At 71.5% G+C, this 22192-nt stretch carries 23 protein-coding genes and 2 pseudogenes; 6 read left to right on the top strand and 19 right to left on the bottom strand.

Going from position 1 to position 22192, the window contains the following annotated elements; genetic code table 11:
- Window positions 1-106: 106 nt before the first annotated feature.
- Window positions 107-1198, bottom strand: coding sequence for a substrate-binding domain-containing protein (locus tag ACQ86L_RS14655; protein ID WP_434316064.1), 1092 nt, complete (start codon window positions 1196-1198; stop codon window positions 107-109).
- Window positions 1199-1283: 85 nt separating this feature from the next.
- Window positions 1284-1427: a hypothetical protein gene (locus ACQ86L_RS14660; protein ID WP_434318985.1), complete on the bottom strand. Its 144-nt coding sequence runs from the start codon at window positions 1425-1427 to the stop codon at window positions 1284-1286.
- Here ACQ86L_RS14660 and ACQ86L_RS14665 point away from each other — a divergent pair.
- Window positions 1372-2367, top strand: coding sequence for a LacI family DNA-binding transcriptional regulator (locus ACQ86L_RS14665; RefSeq protein ID WP_434316065.1), 996 nt, complete (start codon window positions 1372-1374; stop codon window positions 2365-2367). The two genes, ACQ86L_RS14660 and ACQ86L_RS14665, sit on opposite strands and share 56 nt — an antisense overlap.
- Window positions 2364-3296: a PfkB family carbohydrate kinase gene (locus tag ACQ86L_RS14670; protein ID WP_434316066.1), complete on the top strand. Its 933-nt coding sequence runs from the start codon at window positions 2364-2366 to the stop codon at window positions 3294-3296. The genes ACQ86L_RS14665 and ACQ86L_RS14670 overlap by 4 nt, the downstream gene beginning before the upstream one ends.
- A 62-nt stretch (window positions 3297-3358) precedes the next feature.
- Here the strand turns inward: ACQ86L_RS14670 and ACQ86L_RS14675 are convergent, their stop codons facing one another.
- The 3 genes from ACQ86L_RS14675 to ACQ86L_RS14685 are packed head-to-tail and all read right to left on the bottom strand — an operon-like array spanning window position 3359 to window position 6715.
- Window positions 3359-4099, bottom strand: a complete 741-nt coding sequence (locus ACQ86L_RS14675) for a YoaK family protein (protein ID WP_434316067.1) — start codon at window positions 4097-4099, stop codon at window positions 3359-3361.
- A complete protein-coding gene (locus tag ACQ86L_RS14680; RefSeq protein WP_434316068.1) occupies window positions 4099-5640 on the bottom strand; it encodes an AtzH-like domain-containing protein in 1542 nt (513 codons plus the stop codon). The genes ACQ86L_RS14675 and ACQ86L_RS14680 overlap by 1 nt, the downstream gene beginning before the upstream one ends.
- On the bottom strand, window positions 5633-6715 hold the full coding sequence (locus ACQ86L_RS14685; RefSeq protein WP_434316069.1) for an acetamidase/formamidase family protein: 1083 nt from the start codon (window positions 6713-6715) through the stop codon (window positions 5633-5635). Before ACQ86L_RS14685 ends, ACQ86L_RS14680 begins: the two co-directional genes overlap by 8 nt.
- 103 nt (window positions 6716-6818) lie before the next feature.
- Between ACQ86L_RS14685 and ACQ86L_RS14690 the strand changes: the two genes are divergently transcribed.
- Together ACQ86L_RS14690 and ACQ86L_RS14695 are read left to right on the top strand one after the other, a co-directional pair.
- The gene (locus tag ACQ86L_RS14690) at window positions 6819-8006 is read left to right on the top strand and encodes a pyridoxal-phosphate-dependent aminotransferase family protein (protein WP_434316070.1); all 1188 of its coding nucleotides are present in this window, start codon (window positions 6819-6821) and stop codon (window positions 8004-8006) included.
- Window positions 8003-9265 (top strand): allantoate amidohydrolase, encoded by a 1263-nt coding sequence (locus ACQ86L_RS14695; protein WP_434316071.1) that lies wholly within the window; start codon window positions 8003-8005, stop codon window positions 9263-9265. The genes ACQ86L_RS14690 and ACQ86L_RS14695 overlap by 4 nt, the downstream gene beginning before the upstream one ends.
- On the opposite strand, the gene ACQ86L_RS14700 is transcribed toward ACQ86L_RS14695, so the two are convergent.
- Window positions 9235-10092 (bottom strand): MurR/RpiR family transcriptional regulator, encoded by an 858-nt coding sequence (locus tag ACQ86L_RS14700; RefSeq protein WP_434316072.1) that lies wholly within the window; start codon window positions 10090-10092, stop codon window positions 9235-9237. The genes ACQ86L_RS14695 and ACQ86L_RS14700 overlap by 31 nt on opposite strands.
- A gap of 6 nt (window positions 10093-10098) precedes the next feature.
- On the bottom strand, window positions 10099-10857 hold the full coding sequence (locus ACQ86L_RS14705; RefSeq protein WP_434316073.1) for a nucleotidyltransferase family protein: 759 nt from the start codon (window positions 10855-10857) through the stop codon (window positions 10099-10101).
- 41 nt (window positions 10858-10898) lie between these two features.
- Here ACQ86L_RS14705 and uraD point away from each other — a divergent pair.
- Window positions 10899-11375: pseudogene (gene uraD / locus ACQ86L_RS14710) on the top strand (2-oxo-4-hydroxy-4-carboxy-5-ureidoimidazoline decarboxylase); the annotation flags it as partial.
- Window positions 11370-11711: a hydroxyisourate hydrolase gene (uraH, locus tag ACQ86L_RS14715; RefSeq protein ID WP_434318901.1), complete on the top strand. Its 342-nt coding sequence runs from the start codon at window positions 11370-11372 to the stop codon at window positions 11709-11711. The pseudogene uraD and the gene uraH, both read left to right, overlap by 6 nt.
- Before the next feature lie 2 nt (window positions 11712-11713).
- On the opposite strand, the gene ACQ86L_RS14720 is transcribed toward uraH, so the two are convergent.
- The 12 genes and pseudogenes from ACQ86L_RS14720 to ACQ86L_RS14775 form a co-directional block, all read right to left on the bottom strand.
- Entirely contained in the window at window positions 11714-12193 is a 480-nt protein-coding gene (locus ACQ86L_RS14720; protein WP_434316074.1) for a nucleoside deaminase, read from the bottom strand.
- Window positions 12190-13095, bottom strand: coding sequence for a factor-independent urate hydroxylase (gene pucL, locus ACQ86L_RS14725; protein ID WP_434316075.1), 906 nt, complete (start codon window positions 13093-13095; stop codon window positions 12190-12192). Before pucL ends, ACQ86L_RS14720 begins: the two co-directional genes overlap by 4 nt.
- A 26-nt stretch (window positions 13096-13121) precedes the next feature.
- Window positions 13122-14518 (bottom strand): annotated as a pseudogene (gene allB / locus ACQ86L_RS14730) (allantoinase AllB).
- A 20-nt stretch (window positions 14519-14538) separates the two neighbouring features.
- On the bottom strand, window positions 14539-15066 hold the full coding sequence (locus tag ACQ86L_RS14735) for a pyridoxamine 5'-phosphate oxidase family protein (RefSeq protein WP_434316076.1): 528 nt from the start codon (window positions 15064-15066) through the stop codon (window positions 14539-14541).
- Entirely contained in the window at window positions 15063-15860 is a 798-nt protein-coding gene (locus ACQ86L_RS14740; protein ID WP_434316077.1) for a creatininase family protein, read from the bottom strand. Before ACQ86L_RS14740 ends, ACQ86L_RS14735 begins: the two co-directional genes overlap by 4 nt.
- Window positions 15857-17197: an FAD-binding oxidoreductase gene (locus ACQ86L_RS14745; RefSeq protein ID WP_434316078.1), complete on the bottom strand. Its 1341-nt coding sequence runs from the start codon at window positions 17195-17197 to the stop codon at window positions 15857-15859. The genes ACQ86L_RS14740 and ACQ86L_RS14745 overlap by 4 nt, the downstream gene beginning before the upstream one ends.
- Window positions 17198-17220: 23 nt before the next feature.
- Complete coding sequence (locus tag ACQ86L_RS14750; protein WP_434316079.1) at window positions 17221-17991, bottom strand: SDR family NAD(P)-dependent oxidoreductase; 771 nt, start codon at window positions 17989-17991, stop codon at window positions 17221-17223.
- 3 nt (window positions 17992-17994) lie between these two features.
- Window positions 17995-18315, bottom strand: a complete 321-nt coding sequence (locus tag ACQ86L_RS14755; protein WP_434316080.1) for a hypothetical protein — start codon at window positions 18313-18315, stop codon at window positions 17995-17997.
- Window positions 18258-19169 (bottom strand): hypothetical protein, encoded by a 912-nt coding sequence (locus ACQ86L_RS14760; RefSeq protein WP_434316081.1) that lies wholly within the window; start codon window positions 19167-19169, stop codon window positions 18258-18260. Before ACQ86L_RS14760 ends, ACQ86L_RS14755 begins: the two co-directional genes overlap by 58 nt.
- A 58-nt stretch (window positions 19170-19227) precedes the next feature.
- Entirely contained in the window at window positions 19228-20112 is an 885-nt protein-coding gene (locus ACQ86L_RS14765) for an ABC transporter permease (protein ID WP_434316082.1), read from the bottom strand.
- A complete protein-coding gene (locus ACQ86L_RS14770) occupies window positions 20112-20885 on the bottom strand; it encodes an ABC transporter ATP-binding protein (protein ID WP_434316083.1) in 774 nt (257 codons plus the stop codon). The genes ACQ86L_RS14765 and ACQ86L_RS14770 overlap by 1 nt, the downstream gene beginning before the upstream one ends.
- Before the next feature lie 7 nt (window positions 20886-20892).
- Window positions 20893-22158 (bottom strand): amidohydrolase family protein, encoded by a 1266-nt coding sequence (locus ACQ86L_RS14775; protein ID WP_434316084.1) that lies wholly within the window; start codon window positions 22156-22158, stop codon window positions 20893-20895.
- Window positions 22159-22192 lie beyond the last annotated feature (34 nt).

Raw genomic sequence — 22192 nt, forward strand, 5'->3', positions numbered from 1 at the left:
CCTGAACTTCTCTGTTCGGTGCGATGGTCTGCGGACCACGCTGTCGGATCCTCTGTCGAGAGAGGAAGGCGGCCCGGACCGGTTCCCCGGTCCGGGCCGGTGGAACCTACTTGCCCCAGCAGATCGAGCTGGCGGCGTCGGGGGTGATGCTCTTGAGGCCCGGCACCGCGGTGTTCGTCACCAGCTGCGAGCCGGTGTTGTAGAAGTCCAGGCCGTTCGTGGTCTTCGGCTTCTGCCCCGTCTTGGCCAGCTTCACGATCGCCTCCATGCCGAGCGACGCCATCTTCGAAGGGTACTGCTGGCTGGTCGCGCCGATGATGCCGGACTTCACCTGGCTGACACCGGTGCAGCCGCCGTCGATGGAGACCAGGATCGTTCCCTTGGCCTTACCGGCCGCCTGGAGCGCCTGGTAGGCGCCGTACGCGGCAGGCTCGTTGATCGTGTAGACCACGTTGACGTTCGGGTCCTTGGCGAGGATCGTCTCCATCGCGGTGCGGCCGTCGGCGGCGTCTCCGTTGGTGGGCTGGTGGCCGGCGATCGTGTAGCTGCCGCCGGTGCCGCCGGTGTAGGAGCCGCTCTTGGCCTCACTGCCGTTCTTCGACGAGTCGGGAACCGCGATGCCCATGCCCTTCAGGAAGCCCTGGTCGCGGTTGAGGTCGACCGAGACGACCTGAGTGTTGAACAGATCGAGCATCGCGATGTCGGCGGCCTTGCCGTTCAGCTGAGCGGCGGTCCACTTGCCGATCGCCTCGCCCGCGGCGAAGTTGTCGGTGGCGAACGTGATGTCGACTGAGGAGGGCGGAGTCGGGACGGTGTCGAGCGCGATCACGTAGAGCCCGGCCTTGCGCGCCTTATCGATCGCATTCTGCACACCAGGGCCGTTCGGGGTGATCAGGATGCCCTTGTCGCCGCGGCCGATGGCCGACTCGATCGCCTGCACCTGGGTGGCGACATCGCCGTCCTGCTTGCCGGCTGCGAGGGTGAGGTTGACTCCGGCCTTGGCGGCGTCGGCTTTGGCCGCGTCTTCCATGGAGACGAAATACGGGTTGGTCGTGGTCTTCACGATCAACGAGACACCGACCTTGTCGGAACCGGAACCGGAACCGGAACACGCGGCCAGCCCGATGGCGGTCAGCGAGGCGATGGCGGCAGCTGCGAGAACGCGCTTACCAGTCGAGCGGGTGGCTGTGAAATTCAACGGTGAACTCCTCTAGGTGTCTGGACCCGCTGCCCATTGACAACGGTGTCATGGAGTTAGGTTTAGAGCATCGAGGGCGCTATAGTCAAGCGGTATCGCTCAATTGGAGAGAAAACGTGACATCGCTGTCAAAATCATCACCGGCCTCGGCCGGCACCTCCAGGCGGCCGACGATGCGCGATGTGGCCACGTTGGCCGGCGTGGGTATCAAGACGGTCAGCAGGGTCATCAATGGCGAACCGCACGTGTCCGCCGCGACCATCGAACGCGTGCAGCGAGCCGCCGCCGACCTGAACTTCCAGCCCGACCTGCACGCCGGCAATCTCCGCCGCACGGGCCGCCGCACGGCCACGATCGGCCTCCTCGTCGGCAGCGTCTCCAACCCGTTCTCGGGGGCGCTTCACCGGGCTGTCGAAGACATCGCCGTCCACCGCGGCGTGGCGGTCTTCGCCTCGAGCCTCGATGACGACCCGGACCACGAGGAGCGAGCGGTCGACGCTTTCCTCAAGCGTCGCGTCGACGGGCTGATCCTCACGACCATCAAACGCAGCCAGGCCTACCTCCTCGCGGAGCAGAAGCACGGCACGCCACTGGTCTTCGTCGACCGTGAGCCGACCGGGCTCGAAGCCGACGCGGTGGTCTCCAGCAACGCTGCGGGGGCTGCGGAGGCGACCCGGCATCTGATTCAGCACGGCCACCGCCATATCGCCTACCTGGGCGACCGCCCCGAAATCCAGACCGCCCGGGAACGCAAGCGCGGTTTCATGGAGGAGCTGGGAAGGGCCGGCATACCGACTGGAGACGTGACGATCATCGAAGGCTTGACGGACGAGGCCCGTTCCGAGGCTGCGGTCGAGGCGCTCTTCGCCGGCCCGACCCCGCCGACCGCCATCTTCAGCGCCCAGAACCTCATCACGGTGGGTGCCTATCGGGCACTCCGCCGGCTCGGGCTGCATCACACGATCGCCCTGGTCGGCTTCGACGATATCGAGCTCGCCGACCTGCTGGAGCCGGGTCTCACGGTCGTGGCCCAGGACGCGGCGCGCATCGGGCATCTCGCGGCGAAGCGAATCTTCGCCCGTCTGGACGACCCGACACTGGAGCCGGAGACATTCGTCGTCCCCACCGAGCTCATCCCCCGTGGCTCCGGCGAGATAGCACCGTCATGAACACGCCGAGTGTCTGCGTCGTCGGCGACGCGCTGATCGACGAGCTGCAGTTGCCGACAGGTGTCGAGGAACACGTCGGCGGCGCCGGCCTCAACGTCGCTGTCGGGCTGACCCGGCTCGGACTCGAACCATCGCTCGTCGCGATGGTGGGAAAAGACCGCGCCGGTGACGACATCAGAGGCTACCTCGCGTCGTTCGGGGTGTCTCTGGTGCCCACTGAAGTCCCGGTATCGTCGCGCGCGGTCTCCGACAGGCGGGCAGGTGAGCCGCGGTACGTCTTCAACGATGCCGCGCTCGGGCGCCGGATCCAGTTCGACCGCCGGCAGCGGTCCGCGCTCGACGCGGCAGCCGTCGTGGTCGTCAGCTGCTTCCCCTTCGATGACGCGGCACAGGCGGACATGCTTTCGGAGGCCGTCACGGACCCCCGATCGAGGCTCGTGCTGGACCCGAATCCGCGCGAGCACCTGATCTCCGACCTCGCGGCGTTCCGCACGGCATTCGAGCGGCTGGCCGCCCGAAGCCTCCTGGTCAAGGTCGGCGACGAGGACGCGCAACTGCTGTACGGGGAGACCCTCGAGGTGGTGGCCCGCCGGCTGCTCGAAAGCGGTGCATCCGCCGTGCTCGCCACCGAGGGGGCAGGCGGGGCATCGATCCTCCTCCCCGGCGGCGTGACCGCGCACCGCCCCATCCACCCCATGCCGGGCACCATCGTGGACACCATGGGCGCCGGGGACGCCACCCTCGCCTCGGTCACCGCCGAGCTCGCCCACGCCGGCCTGCCGACGACTCCGGAAGCCGCGGAGCGCATGCTGGACGACGCCATGGCGATCGCGGCCGCGACCTGTCGTGCAGCGGGAGCGCTCCTGCGGCGACCGCCCGAACTCGGGTCAGGCCGCCACGGAGCCCGCTGGGGCTTGCCGCGGACGTAGAACGGGCAATCCGCCCCCTGCGTAGCCGAGACAGCAGTCGCCGGAACTCCATACTCGGGCACTCAGCGGCCGCAGCCCTCGGCCTCTGTCGAGCGGCGAACGTCGCGCGCGGTGACGGCATGGCCGAACGTGGTCGCTGCGATGATGAGCACCGCCGCCGCGAACAGGCCGGCGGAAAGATGGACCCTCAGCAGAAGTGCTCCCGTGAAGGCGCCCGCGGCGATCAGCACGACGGCGAGCACGCGACGGGGCCAGCGCTGTCCGGTGCGGAGGCCGAGCCACGAGTCGGCGGCGAGTCCGGTGATGGTGGAGGTGACGACGACCGTCGTCACGTCCGCGACCGACAGGTGCCTCGCGGCTGCCGCCTGCAGTCCCATCGCGAAGGCGAGGCCGCCCGTGATCGTCAGTGCGACCGGTTCGGCCGGCCGGCCGGCGACGGCCGCGAGCACCCCGGTGAGCACGACGAGGGCCGCCACCACTGCGAACATCGTCGTCGTACGCCGCGTCCAGCCGGTGCCGGCGGTGCGGAGCACGCGGCCCGACACGATGGCGCCGACCATGAACGCCGCCAGGGCCAGCGACGGGCCGACGACCGGGAGCTTGTCGGCGCCGGCCAGCGCCATCCCGAGGATCACCACGTTGCCGGTCATGTTGCCGGTGAACACGCGGTCGAGTCCGAGGTAGCCGACGGCGTCGACGATCCCGGTCGTGAAGGTCAGTGCGAGCATCGGGGCCAGGTGGGCCAGCCGGGAGAGCGCGTACGGGTTCCGGGTCTGGGGCGGGTCGGCGAGAGGCGTCGACATCATTCTCCTTGGTCGGTCGTCAGGTCAGTGGCGAGGTCGAGCATGCGCGCCACCAGCGGCACGTCGTCGCCCGGCCGGCCGACCAGGCAGAGGCCGCCCTCGACGCCGTGCGGACCGAGCAGCGGAGCGCCGACGGCCGGCGCCCTGAGCGCCCCCGCCACGGACGTCAGACGGGTCGTGGCCGCGCGGACGGCGTCCAATGCGGCGGGCGCGATATCGAGCGGCGGCGGCTTCGTCGGTGTCGAGGGGAGGACGAGCGTGTCGTCGCCGATCGTCTCGCGGAGTCGGCGGGCGTGCTCGTCGAGCGCGGCGCGCGCCGTGGCCTCGTCGTCGGCGGTGACCCGGCTCGCGGCGGCGAATCGCGCCGCGACGTCGGCGCTGAGCGTCCCGGGGTGGGCCCTGATCCAGGCGCCGTGCGACCGCCACGCCTCGGCGGCCTGAACGGTGCGGAACGCGGCGGCGAGCTCGTCGAGCGGGTAGGCGACACGGCGCACGGTGCCGATGCGGTCCAGAACGGCGCCGAAGGCTGTGGCGACCGGCTCGCTCAGGCCGAGATCGTCGAGTGTCACCAACGCGGACCCGACCGTCGTGCGGGATGCGCCGAGCACGCTCCCGGTGACGGCGAGCAGGGTCTCTCCGTCGCGGGCGAGCCAGCCGGCCGTGTCGAAGCTGGGGGCGAGCGGCAGCATCCCGCGGGAGTCCACGGCGCCGTGCGTGGTCCTCAGCCCCCAGAGTCCTTGATACGACGCGGGAACCCGGATGGAGCCGGCGGTGTCGGTGGCGAGGCCGACCGTGGCCTCGCCCAGCGCGACGGCTGCCGCCGGGCCGCTGGAGGAGCCCCCGGGCAGATGGCCGCGGTGCAGGCGGTTCGGCGTGGCGGGATGATGCGGGTTGACGCCGGTGAGGCTGTAAGCGAACTCGTCGGTGACCGCCACGCCGCGCACACTCGCACCGCGGTCCAGCAGTTGCTGGACGGCGACGGCGTTCTCGGTTTCCGGCTCCCGCTCGCCGAGGTGGGCGGGGACGCCGCCGCCGAGCCGTTGTCCTGCCACGGCGAACACGTCTTTGACGGCGACGGTCATGCCGTCGAGCGCGCCGGACGCTGCAGGCGGGACGAGCGGCGCTCCGGCGACGCGCCAGATCCGTTCGTCCAGCGCGGCGGCAGGGGCGCCGACATGGGCGACGGCGATCTTCCAGCCGCCGGGTGTGCGCCGCCAGACCTGGGTGAGGGCGGCGCTCCGCCCGGAGGCCGAGGTCGTCGCGACGGTGACCGCCGCATCGGGGGAGAGCACGACGACGTCGATGCGCACGAGGTCGCGGGCCGGCGCCCCTCCGCGCAGGCGCCGGAAGCGCGCGATCGCGTCGTGCCCGGTGAGCACTCCGTCCGCGTCCGTCCGCACCGCGACCGGGCCGGCGACGAAGAACGCGTCGAGCGATTCCACGTCGTCGTCGGCGAGGGCGCGCTCGTAGCTCAGTGCGGCATCCACCAGACCGGCGGGCACAGTGCTCCCGTCGAGGGAGACGATCCGGGGCTCAGGCAAAGTCGGCCTTCCGGATGCGGGCGTGCGCGCCCTTGACCCCGTCGACCACCTGGGAGATGTCGAAGTCGGTCGCCGCGCTCAGGTACGCGTACGCCGAGGCTTCGTCGAGGCCGTACTGCACGCCGAGCAGGTCGATCGCGGCTCGGACGCAGTGCCGGACGGCGAGGTCGAGGTCCTCGTCGAGACCGACGGGCACCCAGTACTCGTCCGTCTCGACGAGTGGGCCGTCGAGCGCGCCGAACCGGAGGGCTGCCTCGTCGGCGGGCACGAGGTCGAATCGCACGGTGGCGGTCAGCGAGCCTTCGACGGCGGTCAGCGCGACCTCGCCGTCGCCCTGGGCGAAGTGCGGGTCGCCGACGTACGCGAGCGCTCCGGGGACCAGCACGGGCAGATGCAGCCGGGAGCCCGCAGTGAGCAGCCGGATGTCGAGGTTGCCGCCGTGCGGTCCCGGCGGCACGGAGTGCGGCCGGACGGACCCGGGGACCGCCACCCCCATGATGCCGAGGAACGGGTCGGCCGGGAACACCGGCGCACGCCCCGTCTCCACCCGGATCGTCGCCCGGCCGGGCCCGATCAGCTCGGCCAGGACGCTGCGCTCGGTGTCTCCGGCCGGCAGGTCGCCGGCGAGGGCGCCCTTGCCGTGCCGGTTCGAGACGATGCCGTAGCGGACGCGCGGCTCGGCCGACAGCAGGGTCATCGTCAGCACGTCGCCGACCTGCGCGCCGCTGACGGCGATCGGGCCGACGACCACGTGCGGCCCGTCGTCGGCCGACCGGGTGCATTCCCGCACGATGCGGACGGCCTCCGGGAGCACCTCGTGGGGCTCGAAGCCGTACGACCCGAAGAAGGCGATCGGATCCGAGCCCTGTCCCGGCAGGAGCCCTTCGTGGCTGACGGTCCGGATGGTGACGGCGTCGCCCGGGCGGATGGTCAGCACCGGCGCGTCGAGTTCGCAGGGAAGGCGTCCCCAGATGACCGTTCCGGGCTCGGCGGTGAGCTCGAGTGGCGCGGGGGCCGATGCCATGTCCGGCGAGTTCATGTCGCCTCCGATCTCGTTCGGTGTCGTCAGCGACATGTGGATGAAACAATCATTCCGTACAGTGGGCCGAAGAAACAACTCTTACATTCGGGAGGATCCCATTCGCACTCCGACGCTCTCCCCGCCACCACGCCTGCTGATGGGCCCTGGCCCGATCAACGCCCACCCGCGCGTCCTCCGGGCGATGTCAGCGCCGCTCGTCGGCCAGTTCGACCCGGCGATGACGGCGTACATGAACGAGGTCATGGCTGCCTATCGCGACGTCTTCCGCACGGAGAACGAGGCCACCGTCCTGGTCGACGGCACCTCGCGGGCCGGGATCGAGGCCGCCCTGGTCTCGCTGATCGAGCCGGGGGACCGGGTGCTCGTGCCGGTGTTCGGCCGGTTCGGGCTGCTGCTGACCGAGATCGCCGGCCGCTGCGGCGCCGAGGTGCACACCATCGAGACGGAGTGGGGCCGTGTCTTCGACGAACAGGAGATCATCGACGCGGTCCTGCGCGTGCACCCGACGCTGCTGGCGCTCGTCCACGGAGACACCTCGACGACGATGCTGCAGCCGATGGAGCGGGTCGGCGCGATCTGCCGCGAACAGGGCGTGCTTCTCTACGCCGACGTGACGGCCTCCATCGGCGGCAACGCGTTCGAACAGGACGCGTGGCACGTCGACGTGGCCACAGCCGGCCTGCAGAAGTGCCTCTCCGGCCCGCCGGGCAGCGCGCCGATCTCGCTCTCGCCGGCAGCCGTAGCGGTGCTGGACCGCCGCCGGAGCGTGGAGGCCGGGATCGCCTCCCCGGGCGCACCCGTCTCCGAGTCCCGCATCCGCTCGAACTACTTCGACCTGGCCATGATCCTCGACTACTGGGGCGAGCAGCGACTCAACCACCACACCGAGGCCGCGAGCATGCTCTACGCGGCACGCGAGTGCGCCGCAGTGCTGCTCGACGAGGGCGTCGACGCCGCTGTCGAACGGCACCGGCTGCACGGCGCCGCCATGCTCGCGGGTCTGAAGGGGCTCGGGCTGGCGGTCTTCGGAGACGAAGCGCACCGGATGAACAACGTCGTGGCCGTCCGCATCCCCGACGGGGTGGACGGCGACGCCGTACGCGCGGCCATGCTCGCCGACTTCGGCATCGAGATCGGCACGTCGTTCGGGCCGCTGCACGGGAAGGTCTGGCGCGTCGGCGTGATGGGCTACAACGCGCGCCGCGACGCCGTGCTCACGACGCTGACCGCCCTCGACAGCACGCTGCGCCGCGCCGGCTTCCCCGCTCCTGCCGACGCGGGCGTCGCGGCGGCGCTCGCCGTCTACGCGGAGGTCGCACCGTGACGGCCGGCGACGCCCAGGAGCTCCTCGACCGCTGCGACGAGCTGGCGGCGATCTCCGCGTCCGCCACAGGCATCGAACGCGTCTACCTCTCGGCACAGCACGCCCAGGCGCACGCGCGGGCCGCCGAGTGGATGGCCGAGGCGGGGATGGCAGTACGCCAGGACGCCGCGGGCAATCTCGTCGGACGGCTGGAGGGCAGCGCCCCCGGCCTGCCCGCGCTGCTGATCGGCTCGCACCTCGACACGGTGCCCGATGCCGGTCGTTACGACGGCATCCTCGGGGTGCTCGCGGCGATCGCGGTCATGGGGAGGCTCGCGTCCCGGTCAGGAACGCTCCCGTTCGCCGTCGAGGTCGTCGCGTTCGGCGACGAGGAGGGCACGCGCTTCGGCACCACTCTGCTGGGCAGCGCCGCGGTCGCCGGCGCCTGGCGCGAGGAGTGGTGGGGGCTGACCGACCGCGACGGCGTCACGCTGCGGGAGGCGTTCGAGCGATTCGGGCTGGACCCCGCGCGGGTCGGGGAGGCGAGCCGCGAGGGCGAGATCTTCGCGTACCTGGAGACCCACATCGAGCAGGGGCCCCGGCTGGAGGACCTCGGCCTCCCGCTCGGCGTGGTCACGGGCATCGCGGCCGCACGCCGGATGTCCCTGACCTTCCACGGCGAGGCGAGGCACTGCGCAACGCCGTACGACCGGAGGCACGACGCCCTCCTCGGGGCCGCGGAGGCGGTGGTCGCCATCGAACGCACCGCGCGGTCGCTCGGGGCGATGGCGACGGTCGGGCGCATGGAGGTCGCCCCGGGCGCCGTGAACGTGATCCCGGGCACGGCGACGCTGTCGCTCGACCTGCGCGCGGAGACCGACGCCGAGCGGGACGCCGCCCTCGACGCCATCCTCGACCGGCTCACGGCGATCTGCGCGGAGCGCGGCCTCACGCTGGAACGTCAGGACACGCACTGCGCCGCCGCTGTGCTCTGCGATGCGCGGCTCCAAGCGGCGATCGGCGAAGCGGTCGGGTCCAGCGGAGCAGACGGCGGAGCCGGTGCCGTCCCGAGACTGTTCAGCGTCGCCGGCCACGATGCGATGGCCGTCGCCGGCATCGCACCTGTGGGCATGACCTTCGTGCGCTGCGAAGGAGGCATCAGCCACCACGCCGACGAGGCCGTCACCCTCGCCGACGTCGAGGTCGCGATCGACGCGCTCGAGCGCACGGTGGAGGTGCTGGCGAGCGCTCAGGCGTCGAGCTCGCCGAGCTCCTGGTAGACCGACGAGATCGCGGAGACGCGGCGGTTGCCGGCGGACGCGCCGGCGTCGAGCACCGCGTCCGCGAGCACGCTCACCAGGCTCATGGCCGTGGCATAGCTGTCGAACGCGCCCACCGACTCCAGCGGGCATTCCAGCCAGAGGTCTGCGAGGCTCGCGTAGCGACGGGCACTGGAGTCGGCGAGCAGCAGGACCGTCGCCGGCGTCGCGGCGAGCACGCGCATCAGCTCGCCGAATGTCGAGAGACGCCGGCGGAAGCCGACGACGACCACGGCGTCGTGCTCGGTGAGCTGCGCGACCTCCTCGCCGATGGACTGGCCGGGCTGCGGGTGCACGCTCACGCGGGGCCGGCACTGCAGGAGGGCGGTGCGGAGGTGCAGCGCGACCGGATAGCTGTTGCGGTACCCGATCGTGAGAACCGACTCGGCGTTCGCGAGCGTCTTCACCGCGCGGTCGAGGGTGTCGTCGGAGATGGTCTCGAGCAGGCGCTGGAGGTTGCGCGTCTCGCGGGCGACGTGCTCGGAGAGCGCGGGGGCGCCCGCTGCGTCCGTGCCGCCGATCGGGACGCCGGCGGTGCGCAGACTCCGCACGTGGGCTTTCACCTCGGCGAAGTCATCGAAACCGAGGGACGCGAACAGCCGGCTGACCGTGGCCTGCGACGTGCCGCTCAGCCGGGCGAGCTCGCCGACGCTGTAGCTCGCGATCTCGCCGAGGTGGTCCAGCACGGTGTCGGCGACCCGCTGGGATTTGGGCGGGAGCTGCGCGTAGACCATCTCGATGCGTCGGTCGATGGGGCCGCCGGTGCTGCTCGTGGTCGGCGTGGTCATGGCCACTCACCCTAGCCCACCGCTCGTCGCCGATGCTCGCGGCCCGATTGTTTCGGAGGCGTAAAACCTCTGCGACGAACGGTCCCGACCGGGCTTCCAGCGCGATAGCGGCTGGACCGAGTCGCTAGCGTCGTCACAAAGAAGAGGACCAGAGACGATCACGAACACCACTCCGTCAGAACGAGGCGCGCGGGAGCCCGTCCTGCGGCGTGTCCACATCGCGGCCGTCGGCCAGCCCCCGCACTCCACGCGCTCGGCCTCGTGCGCGCGCAGGTAGCGGCGGCCGCCCTCGTCGCCGCGCAGGGTGCGGCCCAGCGCGGCCCAGTGCGTGCGCCCGACCACCACCGGATGTCCCGGCCGCCCGTCGTACGCGGCCTGACGCAGGGAGCGGCCGTCAGCGCCGTCCGTCAGGCGCCGGACGACCTCCGGGGTGAGACCGGGGAGGTCGACGAGAGTGACGACAGCCGTGACGGGCGCCGGGCTGAGCCGCTCGACCCAGCGCAGGCCGGCCCGCAGGGACGTGCTCAGGCCCTCCTCCCACCCGGCGACGACCAGCGCGCCCACCCGCTCGTCCGTGGGGACGAGCCGCAGCGCCTCCTCGGCCCGCGCCCCGAGCACCACGACCACCCGGGAGCAGCCCCCCTCCAGCAGCAGCCGCGCGGCCCGCGCCGACCACGGATCGCCCTCGGGTGTGCGCACGAGCGACTTCGGAATCCCCATGCGCCTTCCGGCGCCGGCCGCCAGCACGATGCCCGCGTGATCCATGCCGCCAGTCAACACCACGAGACCCACCCCACGGAGGAACGATGACCACCACGATCGACGCCGAGACGCTGCGCGCCGCACTGCCGACTGCTCTGGCGGTGCCCCGCTGGGTGGACGACGTGGTCGCGCGGGCGCCCTACGACGGCCTGGACGCCCTCGTGGGGGCGGCGGTCGCCGCGGCCACGCCGCTGAGCGAGGCCGAGATCGATCAGGCGCTCGCCCACCATCCCCGGATCGGCGAGCGCCCGGCCGGTGAGGGTGCGTCGCAGCGGCTCTCCCGCTCGGAGCAGCGGGCGACGGACGCGGACGACGCCGAGCTCGCGGCGGCGATCGCGGCGGGGAACCGCGCATACGAGGAACGGTTCGGGCGCGTGTTCCTCATCCGGGCGGCCGGCCGGTCCCGGCGGGAGGTGCTCTCCGAGCTCGAGCGACGGCTCCGCAATCCGGCCGACGCCGAGCTCGCCGAGGTCGCCGAACAGCTGCGGCAGATCGCGGCCCTGCGGCTGCGCACGCTGCTCGCGACGCCGCGGAGTCGCGTCACCACGCACGTGCTCGACACCGCGGCAGGGAGGCCGGCTCCCGGCGTGCCGGTGAGCCTCGACTCCTGGACCGGTGCGGGGTGGCAGCGACTCGCGGCGGGCGTGACGGATGCCGACGGACGCGTCGCCGAGCTCGGACCGGTCGACCTCCCGGTCGGCCGGTACCGCCTGACGTTCGCAACTGCGGCCTATCTGGGCGCGGAGGCGTTCCTGCCGGAGATCCCGGTCGTGTTCGTCATCGACGACGTCGACGCGCACTATCACGTCCCCCTCCTGCTCAGCCCGTTCGGCTACTCCACCTACCGCGGGAGCTGACCTCAGTAGTCGGTTCGTGCGGCGTCCGCCAGCCAGGCGTCGAACGGCTCGGCGGCGGCTTCGAGCCGCAGCTCGACCACCGGCGTCGGCCAGGTGGCGCGGTCGCGGGCGAAGAGCTCGTAGAACTCCCGGTCGTCGAAGCCGGCCCGCGCGGCGTCGTGGCGGTCTGCAGCGAAGACCACGCGCTCGACGCGCGCCCAGAGCGCGGCGGACGCGCAGAGCGGGCACGGCTCGCACGAGGTGTACAGCGTCGCTCCCGCCAACGAGAAGTCGCCGACGGCGGAGCAGGCGGCGCGGATCGCGGTCACCTCGGCGTGCGCGGTCGGGTCGTTGTCCCTGGTCACCCGGTTCTGCCCGGTCGCGACCAGCCGGCTGTCCCGCACGATGACGGCTCCGAAGGGCCCGCCGCCGGCCGCGACGTTCTCGGTCGCCAGCCGGACGGCGAGCTCCAGCCAGGATGCGTCGGCTGCCGCGGCGCTCATGCCAGCCCCGCCGATGCGCGCCAGGCCTCGCCGGCCTCCGGGGCGCCGTCGCGGACGATCGTCGCCTCGATCAGCCCGTACGGGCGGTCGGCGGCGAAGAAGACCTCGTTCGGGTTCTCCGAGCCGAACGGCGAGAGGTCCACGACGAAGTGGTGCTTGTTCGGGGCAACGAGCCGGATCTCGGCCAGCTCCGGCACCGCGTCCAGCGCCGCCGTCCCCATGTGCCAGAGCGTCTGCTGCAATGCGAGGGACTGGAGGGTGGCGAACTCGGCGACCAGTGCGGAGGTGATGCGCGTGTAGGCGTCCTCCCAATCCACGTCGACCGTCGCGAACCGCCACTTGGCGACGACGGAGGTGGCCATGACGCGGTCCTGCGTCTCGGCCAGCGTGGTGTACCCGTCCTTCAGGAAGCCGGCGAACTCGCTCCCCGTCGACTTGAGGAGGACGAGATCCTTCACTCCGCCGACCACGTGCTCGCGGCGGTCTGGGCCTACGCCCTCCACGGTGATCGCGGCGGTGCGGATCTCGGGACCGGTGCGCAGCCAGGTGTGGTCGTGCTCCGCGCCGTCGACGATGGCGCGCCGCCACGCGAACTCCTCGATCTCGACGCGCGCGCCGGATACCGGCTCGACATCGTCCACGAAGTGGCGGGCGAGCGTGAGCCCGTAGTCTTCGATGGACTCCAGCCCATGCTCCTTGGCGTACGCGTACGCCGTGTTCTTCTGGCTGTCGGTGGGGAGCACCTTCGACTGGTCTCCGGTCAGGTAGGCGTCCTCGAACGAGCCGCGCAGGGCGGTCGTGACGTTCACATCGCGGATCTCGTGGCGCGGCGAATCGCGGTAGATGCGGACGAGGCGGGTCTCGGCCTTTCCGTACTGATGGTTCTGGAGGGTGTACGACATGGTGCTCCGTTTCTCGTTCGGGGTGCTCACTGCGGGCGGCTGAGGAGGGCGCCGTGCGGCTCCCCTCCGATCGGTTCGCCGCGCAGGTAGGTGTGGCGGGCGACGCCGTGCAGCCGGCGCCCCTCGTAGGCGGTCACGGGGTTCTTGTGCCGGAGGCGTGCCGCGTCCACCAGGAAGGTCTCGTCGGGCGCGAAGACGACGAGGTCCGCGTCGGCGCCTTCGCGGATCCGCCCTTTGGCGGTGAGGCCGACGAGATCGGCCGTGGCCGCGGCCATCCACGAGACGACCCGTTCGAGCGGGACGCCGAGGCGCCGGGCTTCCGTCCACGTCGCAGCGAAGCCGACCTGGAGCCCGGCGATGCCGCCCCAGGCCGCATCGAAGTCGCCTCCCCCGCCGTCTTGAGCGCGACCGTGCTGGGGGAGTGGTCGGTGACCACGCAGTCGAGCGTGCCGTCGAGCAGCGCCGCCCACAGCAGGTCGCGGTTGGCGGCGTGGCGGATCGGCGGGCAGCACTTGAACTGGGTGCCGCCGTCCGGCACGTCCTCCTCGGAGATGGTCAGGTAGTGCGGGCAGGTCTCCGCCGTGATCCGCAAGCCTTCGGCCTTCGCCTCCGCCAGCAGAGGGAGCACGGTGGCCGACGAGACGTGCAGGATGTGCGCGCGGGCGCCGGTGCGGCGCACGCCGTCGATGACCCGCTGCACGGCGACGGCCTCGGCCTCGGGAGGTCGTGACCCGACGAATGCGGGGTAGGAGGTGCCGCCGTGGCCCGGGTGGGCGTCGAGCACGGCCGGGTCCTCCGCGTGCACGATCAGCAGCCCGTCGAACGACGCCACCTCCGCGAGCGCGCGCTCCAGCTCGTCGGCGGACAGGTGCGGGAACTCGTCCACGCCGGAGGGCGCGAGGAACGCCTTGAAGCCGAAGACGCCGGCGTCGTGGAGGTCGCGCAGCCTCCCGAGGTTGCCGGGGATCGCGCCGCCCCAGAACCCCACGTCGACGCGTGCCGCCGCTGCTGCCCTGGCGCGCTTGACCTCCAGCGCCGCGCGGTCGACCGTCGGCGGGATGCTGTTGAGGGGCATGTCGATGATCGTCGTCACGCCGCCCGCGGCCGCTGCGGCGGTGGCGGAGGCGAAGCCCTCCCAGTCCGTGCGACCCGGCTCGTTGACGTGCACATGGGTGTCCACGATCCCGGGCAGCAAAAGTTCGTCGTCGGACAGCGCGACCTCCGTCGCCGCGGCGAGCGGCGCGTCGGTGTCGGTGACGACGGCGATCCGGCCGTCCTGCACACCGACGGCGACGGTGCGGACGCCCTCGGGGAGCACGGCGCGCCCGCGCAGCACCAGGTCCAGAACGCGCTCAGCCGGGAAGGCGGCTGACCGCCCAGCCGTCGTTGCTGCGACGGTACTCGATGCGGTTGCTCGGTCCATCCGTGTCCCCCTCCAGAAGGTCACGCGCATGGGTGTGACGCGATAGCCGACCCAGGTGGGCGGGGGTTGAGCTGCCCGTCGGGGTGGTCGGCGTCGAATCGGTCCCAGCGCTCGCGGCGCGCCGCCCTGGGCAGCGCCGCGGTCGGCGCGTCGTTGGCCCAGGCGAGGAGCTGCAGGTAGCGCGAACGCTGGGCGAAGGCGGCGGCGGAGGCGGCGGCGTTGGTCGGCACCGCGTAGCCCTGCACCACGACCTGGCGGCCGGCGTCCGGCCAGACCAGTGTGAGCGCGACGCGCGGATCGGCCGCCAGCTCGTGCGCCTTCCGCGACCGGGTGTCGGTGTGGAACTGCAGCGCCTTCCCGTCGTAGCCGCTGAGCAGCACGTTGCGCGCGTCGGGGAAGCCGTCCAGCCCCACGGTGGACAGCGTCATCAGCGGACGCAGCTCGCTCGCGCTCGGCGGCAGCCACCGGCCGAGGAGGCCGAGCGGCCCCGGGTCGATCTCGTCGACGTCGTCGTTGTCGTGCCCGAAGGCGCCGCTCGAGGTGATCATGCCGGCGCCTCGGTCGGGTGGAAGGCCGCGATCTCCTTCAGCGAGGCGACCGCCTGCTCGACCGAGTGGTCGAACAGCAGCGCGCCGTAGGCAGCGTCGGCCTGTAGAGCGTCGCCGACGACGCCGGCCGGCCCGAAGTCGTCGCTGAGCCAGCCGAAGCTGACCGGCTTGCCGTTGATGCCGATGTACTCGAAGTCGGCGAGGTGCTCCGGCACCCAGCGGTCGGCGAGCGACAGGTCGACCAGGTCGGGACGGATGTGCATCAGCACCGAGGTCTCGGTCGTGCCCCCGTGGATGCCGAGGCCGCGCTCGTCGGCGCCCCGGCCGTCCGGCGACGGGGTGTGCACCAGCGACGGCATGAGGAAGGTGCGCAGCCCGAAGCGCCGGCGGATCTCGCGGAGCGCGACCTGCAGCAGCGCGACGTTCCCGCCGTGCCCGTTGAGGAAGACCAGGCGTGTGGCGCCCGTCGACGCGACCGAGCGGCCCAGGTCGACCACGGTCTCCATCATCGTCTCCCAGCGCAGCCACATGGTGCCGGGCGCCCAGCTGTGCTCGTCGGACTTGGTGTAGGCGAGGGTGGGCAGGATCCAGGCGTCGACCCCTTCGGCGACCGCGCGCTCGACGGCTGCGTTGCCGATCACATCGGCGAGGAGGTAGTCGGTGAGCAGGGGCAGGTGCGGTCCGTGGTGCTCGACGGCGCCGGTGGGCACGACCACGATCGACTCGCTCCCGAGCGCAGCGGCAGCGGCCGGGCCGGAGAGCTCGGCCAGCTTGCGCGTCGGAGCGGCGGTCACAGCTGGCTCCCGGTGGCGACGGCGGCGCGCTTGAGCTTGCCGGGGTTCAGGAGGCCGGACGGATCGGTCCGCTCGGCCAGCGCGGCGGTGCGCTCCGGCTGGTAGTCCACGAACCACTGGTGGGGATTGTGGTAGCCGACGCCGAGTTCCGCGAGACGTGCGAAGCCCGCGTAGACCTGCTCCTCGCTCTCGTAGACGCCGGCGATCATCCCGATCGGGCGGCCGCGCTGGGCCTCGATGTGGAGCATGCCGCCGGGGTAGACGGCGTGCACCTCGTCGATGCGGTCGACCAGGGCGTCGCCGGAGACCTCGACGTGGAAGTAGGTGTCCGGGTAGGCCTTCTGCAGCCACTCGATCGGGTGGTTGTAGGAGATCATGCTGATCTTCATGGTCGTCTGGGCGCCGTCGCGGACGTCCTCCACGCGCCCGCCCGCCGCCTCGACGAGGGCGGTGGCGGCGTCGAGGGAGGCGACGTCGAGGATGGCGCGCAGGCTCGCGCGGTCGGCGGGGATGCCCGGGTCGCTCGGCAGGGCGTTCGCCAGGGTCGGCAGGTCGGCCGAGACCAGCCGCGGCGTGGGCTCGAGCTCGGCGAACTCGCGGATCACCGACAGCGCCTGCCCGAAGTCGTCGAAGCTGGCGAAGAAGCCGCGCCACTCCTGCAGCGGCTCGAGCTTGACCGTCACGCGGGCGATGATGCCGGCGGTGCCGTAGTTGTGGATGTAGGGCTCGGTGTCCGGTCCCTCGACGTGGACGAGAGCGGCGTCGGGCGCGGCATGCACGACGTCGAGCGCGAGGGCGAAGCCGGTGTGCAGCATCCCGTGCTTGATCGAGCCCGTGCCGCCGGATCCGCCGGAGAGGAAGCCGCCGATGGTCGACTGGGCCGTGGAGGGGTACATCAGGATCTGCTGGCCGGCCTTGTTCGCCGCTTGCTCGAGCGCGACCATCGTCGCGCCGGCGTCGGCGGTGATGAACCCGTCGCCGACCTCCAGGATCGTGCGGGCCCGCGACATGTCGAGCACCAGGCCGCCGCTCATCGGGATGCCCTGGCCGTAGTTGCCCGTGCCCTTGCCGCGCGGGGTGATCGGCACGCCGTGCCGCACGGCCGCGCCGACGGTGAGCGCGATCTCCTCCGCGGTCGTCGGGAACGCGACCAGGTCGGCGAGGCCGAGCGGGAGCTTCGAGCGGATCACCGGGGAGAGGTGCGAGCCGTCGATCGAGGCCTTCTCGCGGGCGGCGAGGTCGGAGGTCACGCCTCGCTCGCCGAGCAGCTCGCGCAGCTCGGCTTCGAGGGCGGCCACCTCGGGAGCGAGGGCGGTTGCGGCGGTGGTGTCGGTCATTCCTGTTCCTGTCGTTCGAGTGGTCAATGCATCACCATTCCGCCGGTGACGTTGAACGCCTGTCCGGTGAGGTAGGCGGCGTCCGCGGAGGCGAGGAAGGCGGCGACGGCGGAGACGTCGCCCGGTTCGCCGAGCCGGCCGAGCGGGGAGTAGGAGGACCAGAGCTCCACATCGTCACTGGTCCGGGTGTCCGCCCCCATCTCGGTCAGCACATAGCCGGGGCAGAGGCAGTTGGCCGTGATGCCGTGACAGCCGAGCTCCAGCGCCGTCACGCGGGTGAGCGCGATGACGGCGGCCTTCGATGCGGCGTAGTGCGCCTGCCCGGCGCCGCCGGCTTTACCCGCCATGCTGGCGAGGTTGATGATCGTGCCGGCGACGCCGTCGTCGATCATGCGCCGGGCCGCGACCTGGGTCGTCACGAGCATCGGCCGGGTGTTGATGGCGAACATGAGGTCCCAGTCCTCCACCGGGATGTCCAGCAGTGGTGCGAAGCGCAGGATGCCGGCGTTGTTCACCAGGACGTCGATGCCACCGAGGCCGTCGATCGCAGCGGCGACGGCGTCCCGGGTGGCCTCCGTGTCGGAGAGGTCGACGGGGACGAACCGGCCGCCGACCTCGGCGGCGACCGTCTCGCCCGGGTCCGGGAGGAGGTCGAGCAGGGCGACCTCCGCTCCGTCGGCGGCGAGCCGGCGCACGATGGCCGCCCCGATTCCGCGCGCCCCACCGGTGACGACGGCTCGCTTGCCCGCCAATCGCGCGGCCGTCGCGGCCGCCGTCACCGATGTGGCGCTCATGCGTCAGAACCCGATCGACGTGTCGAGGAACTGGTTGGTGAACAGGTCGGTCGCTTTGAGGCCTGCCTTCGGCGCCGAGCCCGTCTTCGTGAAGATCGGCGTGGTGATGTCGATGATCTTCTGGACGCGGGCCTGGTCGAAGTCGCCGACATAGCCGTTGGCGCCGTTGGTGGCGATCTTCAGCTTCTTCATCTGCGAGACGCCGAAGTCGGCGACCTGCTCGTCGTAGACCCAGCCGTTGTTGTAGGCGTTCACGAGCTGCACGATCAGCTTGTTGGTCGCGGACGGGTTGTGGATGTAGTCCACGTCCGCCTGCTGCAGCACCGGCACCAGCTTCTTGAGGCAGGGGTCAGCTTCTGGAGGTCGCCGGTGCGCACCGAGACCGACTCCGGGTAGATGGGGTAGCCGGTGTCGTTCACGAGCTGGAACTTCACGGGCTTGGCCCACGCCGAGACCTCGTGCTCGTAGATGTACGGCTCGGCGGTGGCGAAGCCCTGCTGGCCGTCCTTGCCCTTCGCGGTCACGAACTTGGCCGGGGTGCCGTCGTAGCTGCCGTCGGTCACCGAGGCCGGCAGGATCCCTGCGCCCTGGAGGTAGGCCATGTACGCGGCGCCGTTGAAGTAGCGGACGACCCCGCCGTCCTTCTCGAGCGCAGCGCCCAGGTCCTTGACGGTCTTCACGTCCGGGTAGGTCTTCGGGTCCCACATGATCATCTGCGGCGAGATGTCGTTCTCCGCGAAGACCGCAGTGGTCGGGAGGCTGTTCGACAGCTGCACCGCTTCGTCCGTGGTGACGTAGCCGAGGGTGATGCCCTTGTCCTTGTACATTTGCGAGCTGACCGACTGGTAGCCGATCGCCGGGCCGCCGGAGCGGATCTGGACCTTCACCCCGGTGGGCTTGCCCTGCGAGTACAGGTCTCCCGTGACGGACTTCTGGTTCGCGTCGATGCTCGGGTTCGGGCCGAGCAACTGGTAGAGGTGGCCGTGGTCGGCCTCGGGGTTCCAGTCGGTCTGGATGGTGACGGTGGCCGGGCAGACGCCGGAGAGGTCGACGGCTGCAGCCGTCGAGGTCGACGACGGCGGTTGCGCCGCGCCGCCTGCGGCACAGGCGGTGAGGGCGAGCGCGGCGGCGACGATCACGCCTCCGGTCAGGGTGGAGCGTCGTGCTGTTCGGTGCATCAGGACTCCGTTCGATACAAGGGTTGGTGCAGGGGGTTGGGGGTCGCGACCGGCGGGATCAGCCGAAGTCGTACCACTTGCCGACGGCCAGCTTTCCGAGCAGGCCGAAGAGGAGGAACACGGCGACGCCCAGGAGCGAGGCCGTGATGATCGCGGCGAACGTGCCCGGCCCGTTGAGCCGGGACGTCGACACCTGGATGAGCACGCCCAGGCCCGGGGTGCCGCGCTGGAAGAACTGGTCGCCGACGATCGCGCCGATGACCGAGAGCCCCGCCGCCGTGCGCAGCCCGACGAAGATCGACGGGAGCGCGGCGGGGAACTGCAGCTTGGTCAGCCGCGTCCACCGACCGGCGCCCTGGAGCTGGAAGAGCTCGCGCTGGCCGCGGTCGGCGGACTGCAGGCCGAACAGGGTGTTCGAGACCATCGGGAAGATCGCGATCATCACGGTGACGATCACGCGGGAGAGGAACTCGTAGCCGAACAGCGCACCGATCAGCGGGACCAGGGCGAGGATCGGGATGCACTGCAGGATCACCGCGTACGGGTAGAGGGAGCGCTCGATCCACTTCGCCTGCGACATCAGCACGGCCCAGGCGACGCCGATCACGATGGCGACGATCAGGCCGGTCAGCGCGACGACCGTCGAGTTGAGCAGGTCGGAGACGAGCTGCGGTGTGAAGAACGGGTCGGCGAACATCGAGACCAGCACGAGGTGGGGGTACGGCACCAGGAACGCCAGCTGCTGGGACGCGTAGTACCAGGCTGCGGCGTACCAGAGCCCGATCAGGACGACGAAGACCGCCAGCGGCTGCCACCATTGCAACGACCTGTACGACCGGCGGATGCGGGCTTCCCGGGCGGCGCGCTGGGCGGTCTCGGCGGACGCGGCGGGCGCGCCGGCGGTCTCGGTCGCGACGGCCACGTTCTCTGCGACGTTCGTCATCAGTGGTGTCCTTCTCTGAGGGAGTGCGATACCTGGCCGACGAGGTCGGCGAACTCGGGGGTGAAGCGGATGTCGGGGTCGCGCGGCATCGGGAACGGCACGTCGAAGGTGGTGACGATCGATCCGGGACGACCCGACATGACGACGACCTTGGTGGAGAGGTAGACGGCCTCCGACACCGAGTGCGTGATGAAGAGCCCGGCGAACTGCTGCTCCGCGAACAGCCGGAGCAGCTCGTCGTTCAGGCGCTCGCGGGTGATCTCGTCGAGTGCTCCGAACGGCTCGTCGAAGAGGAACAGCTCGGGGTCGAGGGTGAGCGAGCGCGCCAGCGAGGTGCGCATCCGCATGCCTCCGGAGAGCTGCTTGGGCAGGTGCTTCTCGAAGCCCTTCAACCCGACCAGCTCGATGGCCTTCTCGGCCTTGGCCGCCCGCTCGGCGCGCGGCACGCCGCCGAGCTCGGCCAGCAGCTGCACGTTGGCGTTCACGTTCCGCCACGGCAGCAGGGTCGCGTCCTGGAAGACGTAGCCGATGCGGTCCGTGCGCAGCTCGGCGGTGCCGTCGGACGCCGACTCCAGCCCGGAGGCGATGCGCAGCAGCGTGCTCTTGCCGCACCCGGACGGCCCGACCACGCTGACGAACTCGCCGCGCGAGACGGACAGGTCGACGCCGCGGAGGGCCACGGTGCCGTTCGGGAAGGTCATCTCGACGTTGCGGAAGTCGAGCAGCGGGGCCGTCGTCGTCGTGGGCGGCGCGGCGGATTCTGCGAGGGTCATGCGACCGTCACCTCGTTTCGAGAAGGAGCGATGGAGCGGGGAGGGGTGCGGCGACAGCGCGTCGCACTTCGCTGTGGGCGACGAGCCGGCCGTCATGGATCACGAAGCGGTCGGCCGGGGCGTTGGCGATGGCGTCGGCGAGGCCCGTGGCGCGGACGGCGAGGAACTCCGCTCGTGCCCCGGGTGTCGCCCCGGCCGGCGGGAGGTGCATGACGGAGCGCGCGCCGTCGCTGACCGCGGTGTACGCCTCGTCGAGCGTGAGGTGCCCCGCGGTGACGAGCAGGCTGGCGGTTTCGAGCGCGTCGCTGCGGCCGACGGGGTTGAAGGGGTCGCGCACGTTGTCGGCGCCGGCGCCCAGGCGCACGCCGGCGTCGAGCAGGGCGCGGAGCGCGGTGAGTCCGCGCGGGACCGAGTGCTCGTGCTCCCAGCCCTGCAGGTAGAGGTTGGTGATCGGCAGGGTCACGATCCCGATGTCGCTGGCCAGCACCTCGGCGATGACCGGCGCCAGCTCTGCCGCCTCCAGTGTGCCGAGCCGCACGCAGTGGCCCGCCGAGAGCGACGTGCCCGCCGGCCAGGACCGCACAGCGCGTGCGTACTGCGTGAGGGTGAGCGCGCCGGCGAGGTTCTCGTCGGTGTGGAGGTCCACGCCCAGGCCGCGTCGCTCCGCGATCGCCAGCAGCCGCTCGAGGTCGGCGGCGGGGTCTGGCGCGAGGTGCGGCGCACCGCCGACGAGGTCGACGCCGAGGTCGAGCGCGGCCTCCACGTCCTCGTCGGGCGAGAGGTGCCCGGCGAGGGCGACCAGTTCGATGTCGATGAGGCCGGCGAGCTCATCGCGGACCTGGACGAGCGCCTCCGCTCCGCGCAGCGGCTCGGCGCCGACGAGGACGTCGACGTGGCAGCGGATCGCCGTCGTCCCGTTGGCGAGCATCGCGAGCGCCTGAGTTCTGGCGCGCTCGGCGATGCTCTCCACGGACATGGTAGCGGAGTACGTGCGCCAGGAGTCGATCGCGGAACCCAGGTCGCCCATCGGAGGCCGGATCAGGTCCCAGGAGAGCGCCTTGTCGAGGTGCGCGTGCGGTTCCGCCGGCGCGGTCAGCAGCACGTGGCCGCTCAGGTCGAGCGAGCTGTCCGCGTCGTCCTCGGCGTGCGGCGCGGCGTGCGCCGGTTCGACCGAGACGACGATCCCGCCGCCGATGCGGACGTCCACGACAGTCCCGTCGGGGAGCGTGGCGTTGCGCAGCAGGCTCAGGGTTCGGGGGAGTTGCGTGGTCACGGCGGTCCTCCTTCGCGGTTTCGGCGGCCGGTCG

Source organism: Leifsonia sp. P73, from assembly GCF_051059105.1.
Classification (GTDB): Bacteria; Actinomycetota; Actinomycetes; order Actinomycetales; family Microbacteriaceae; genus Leifsonia.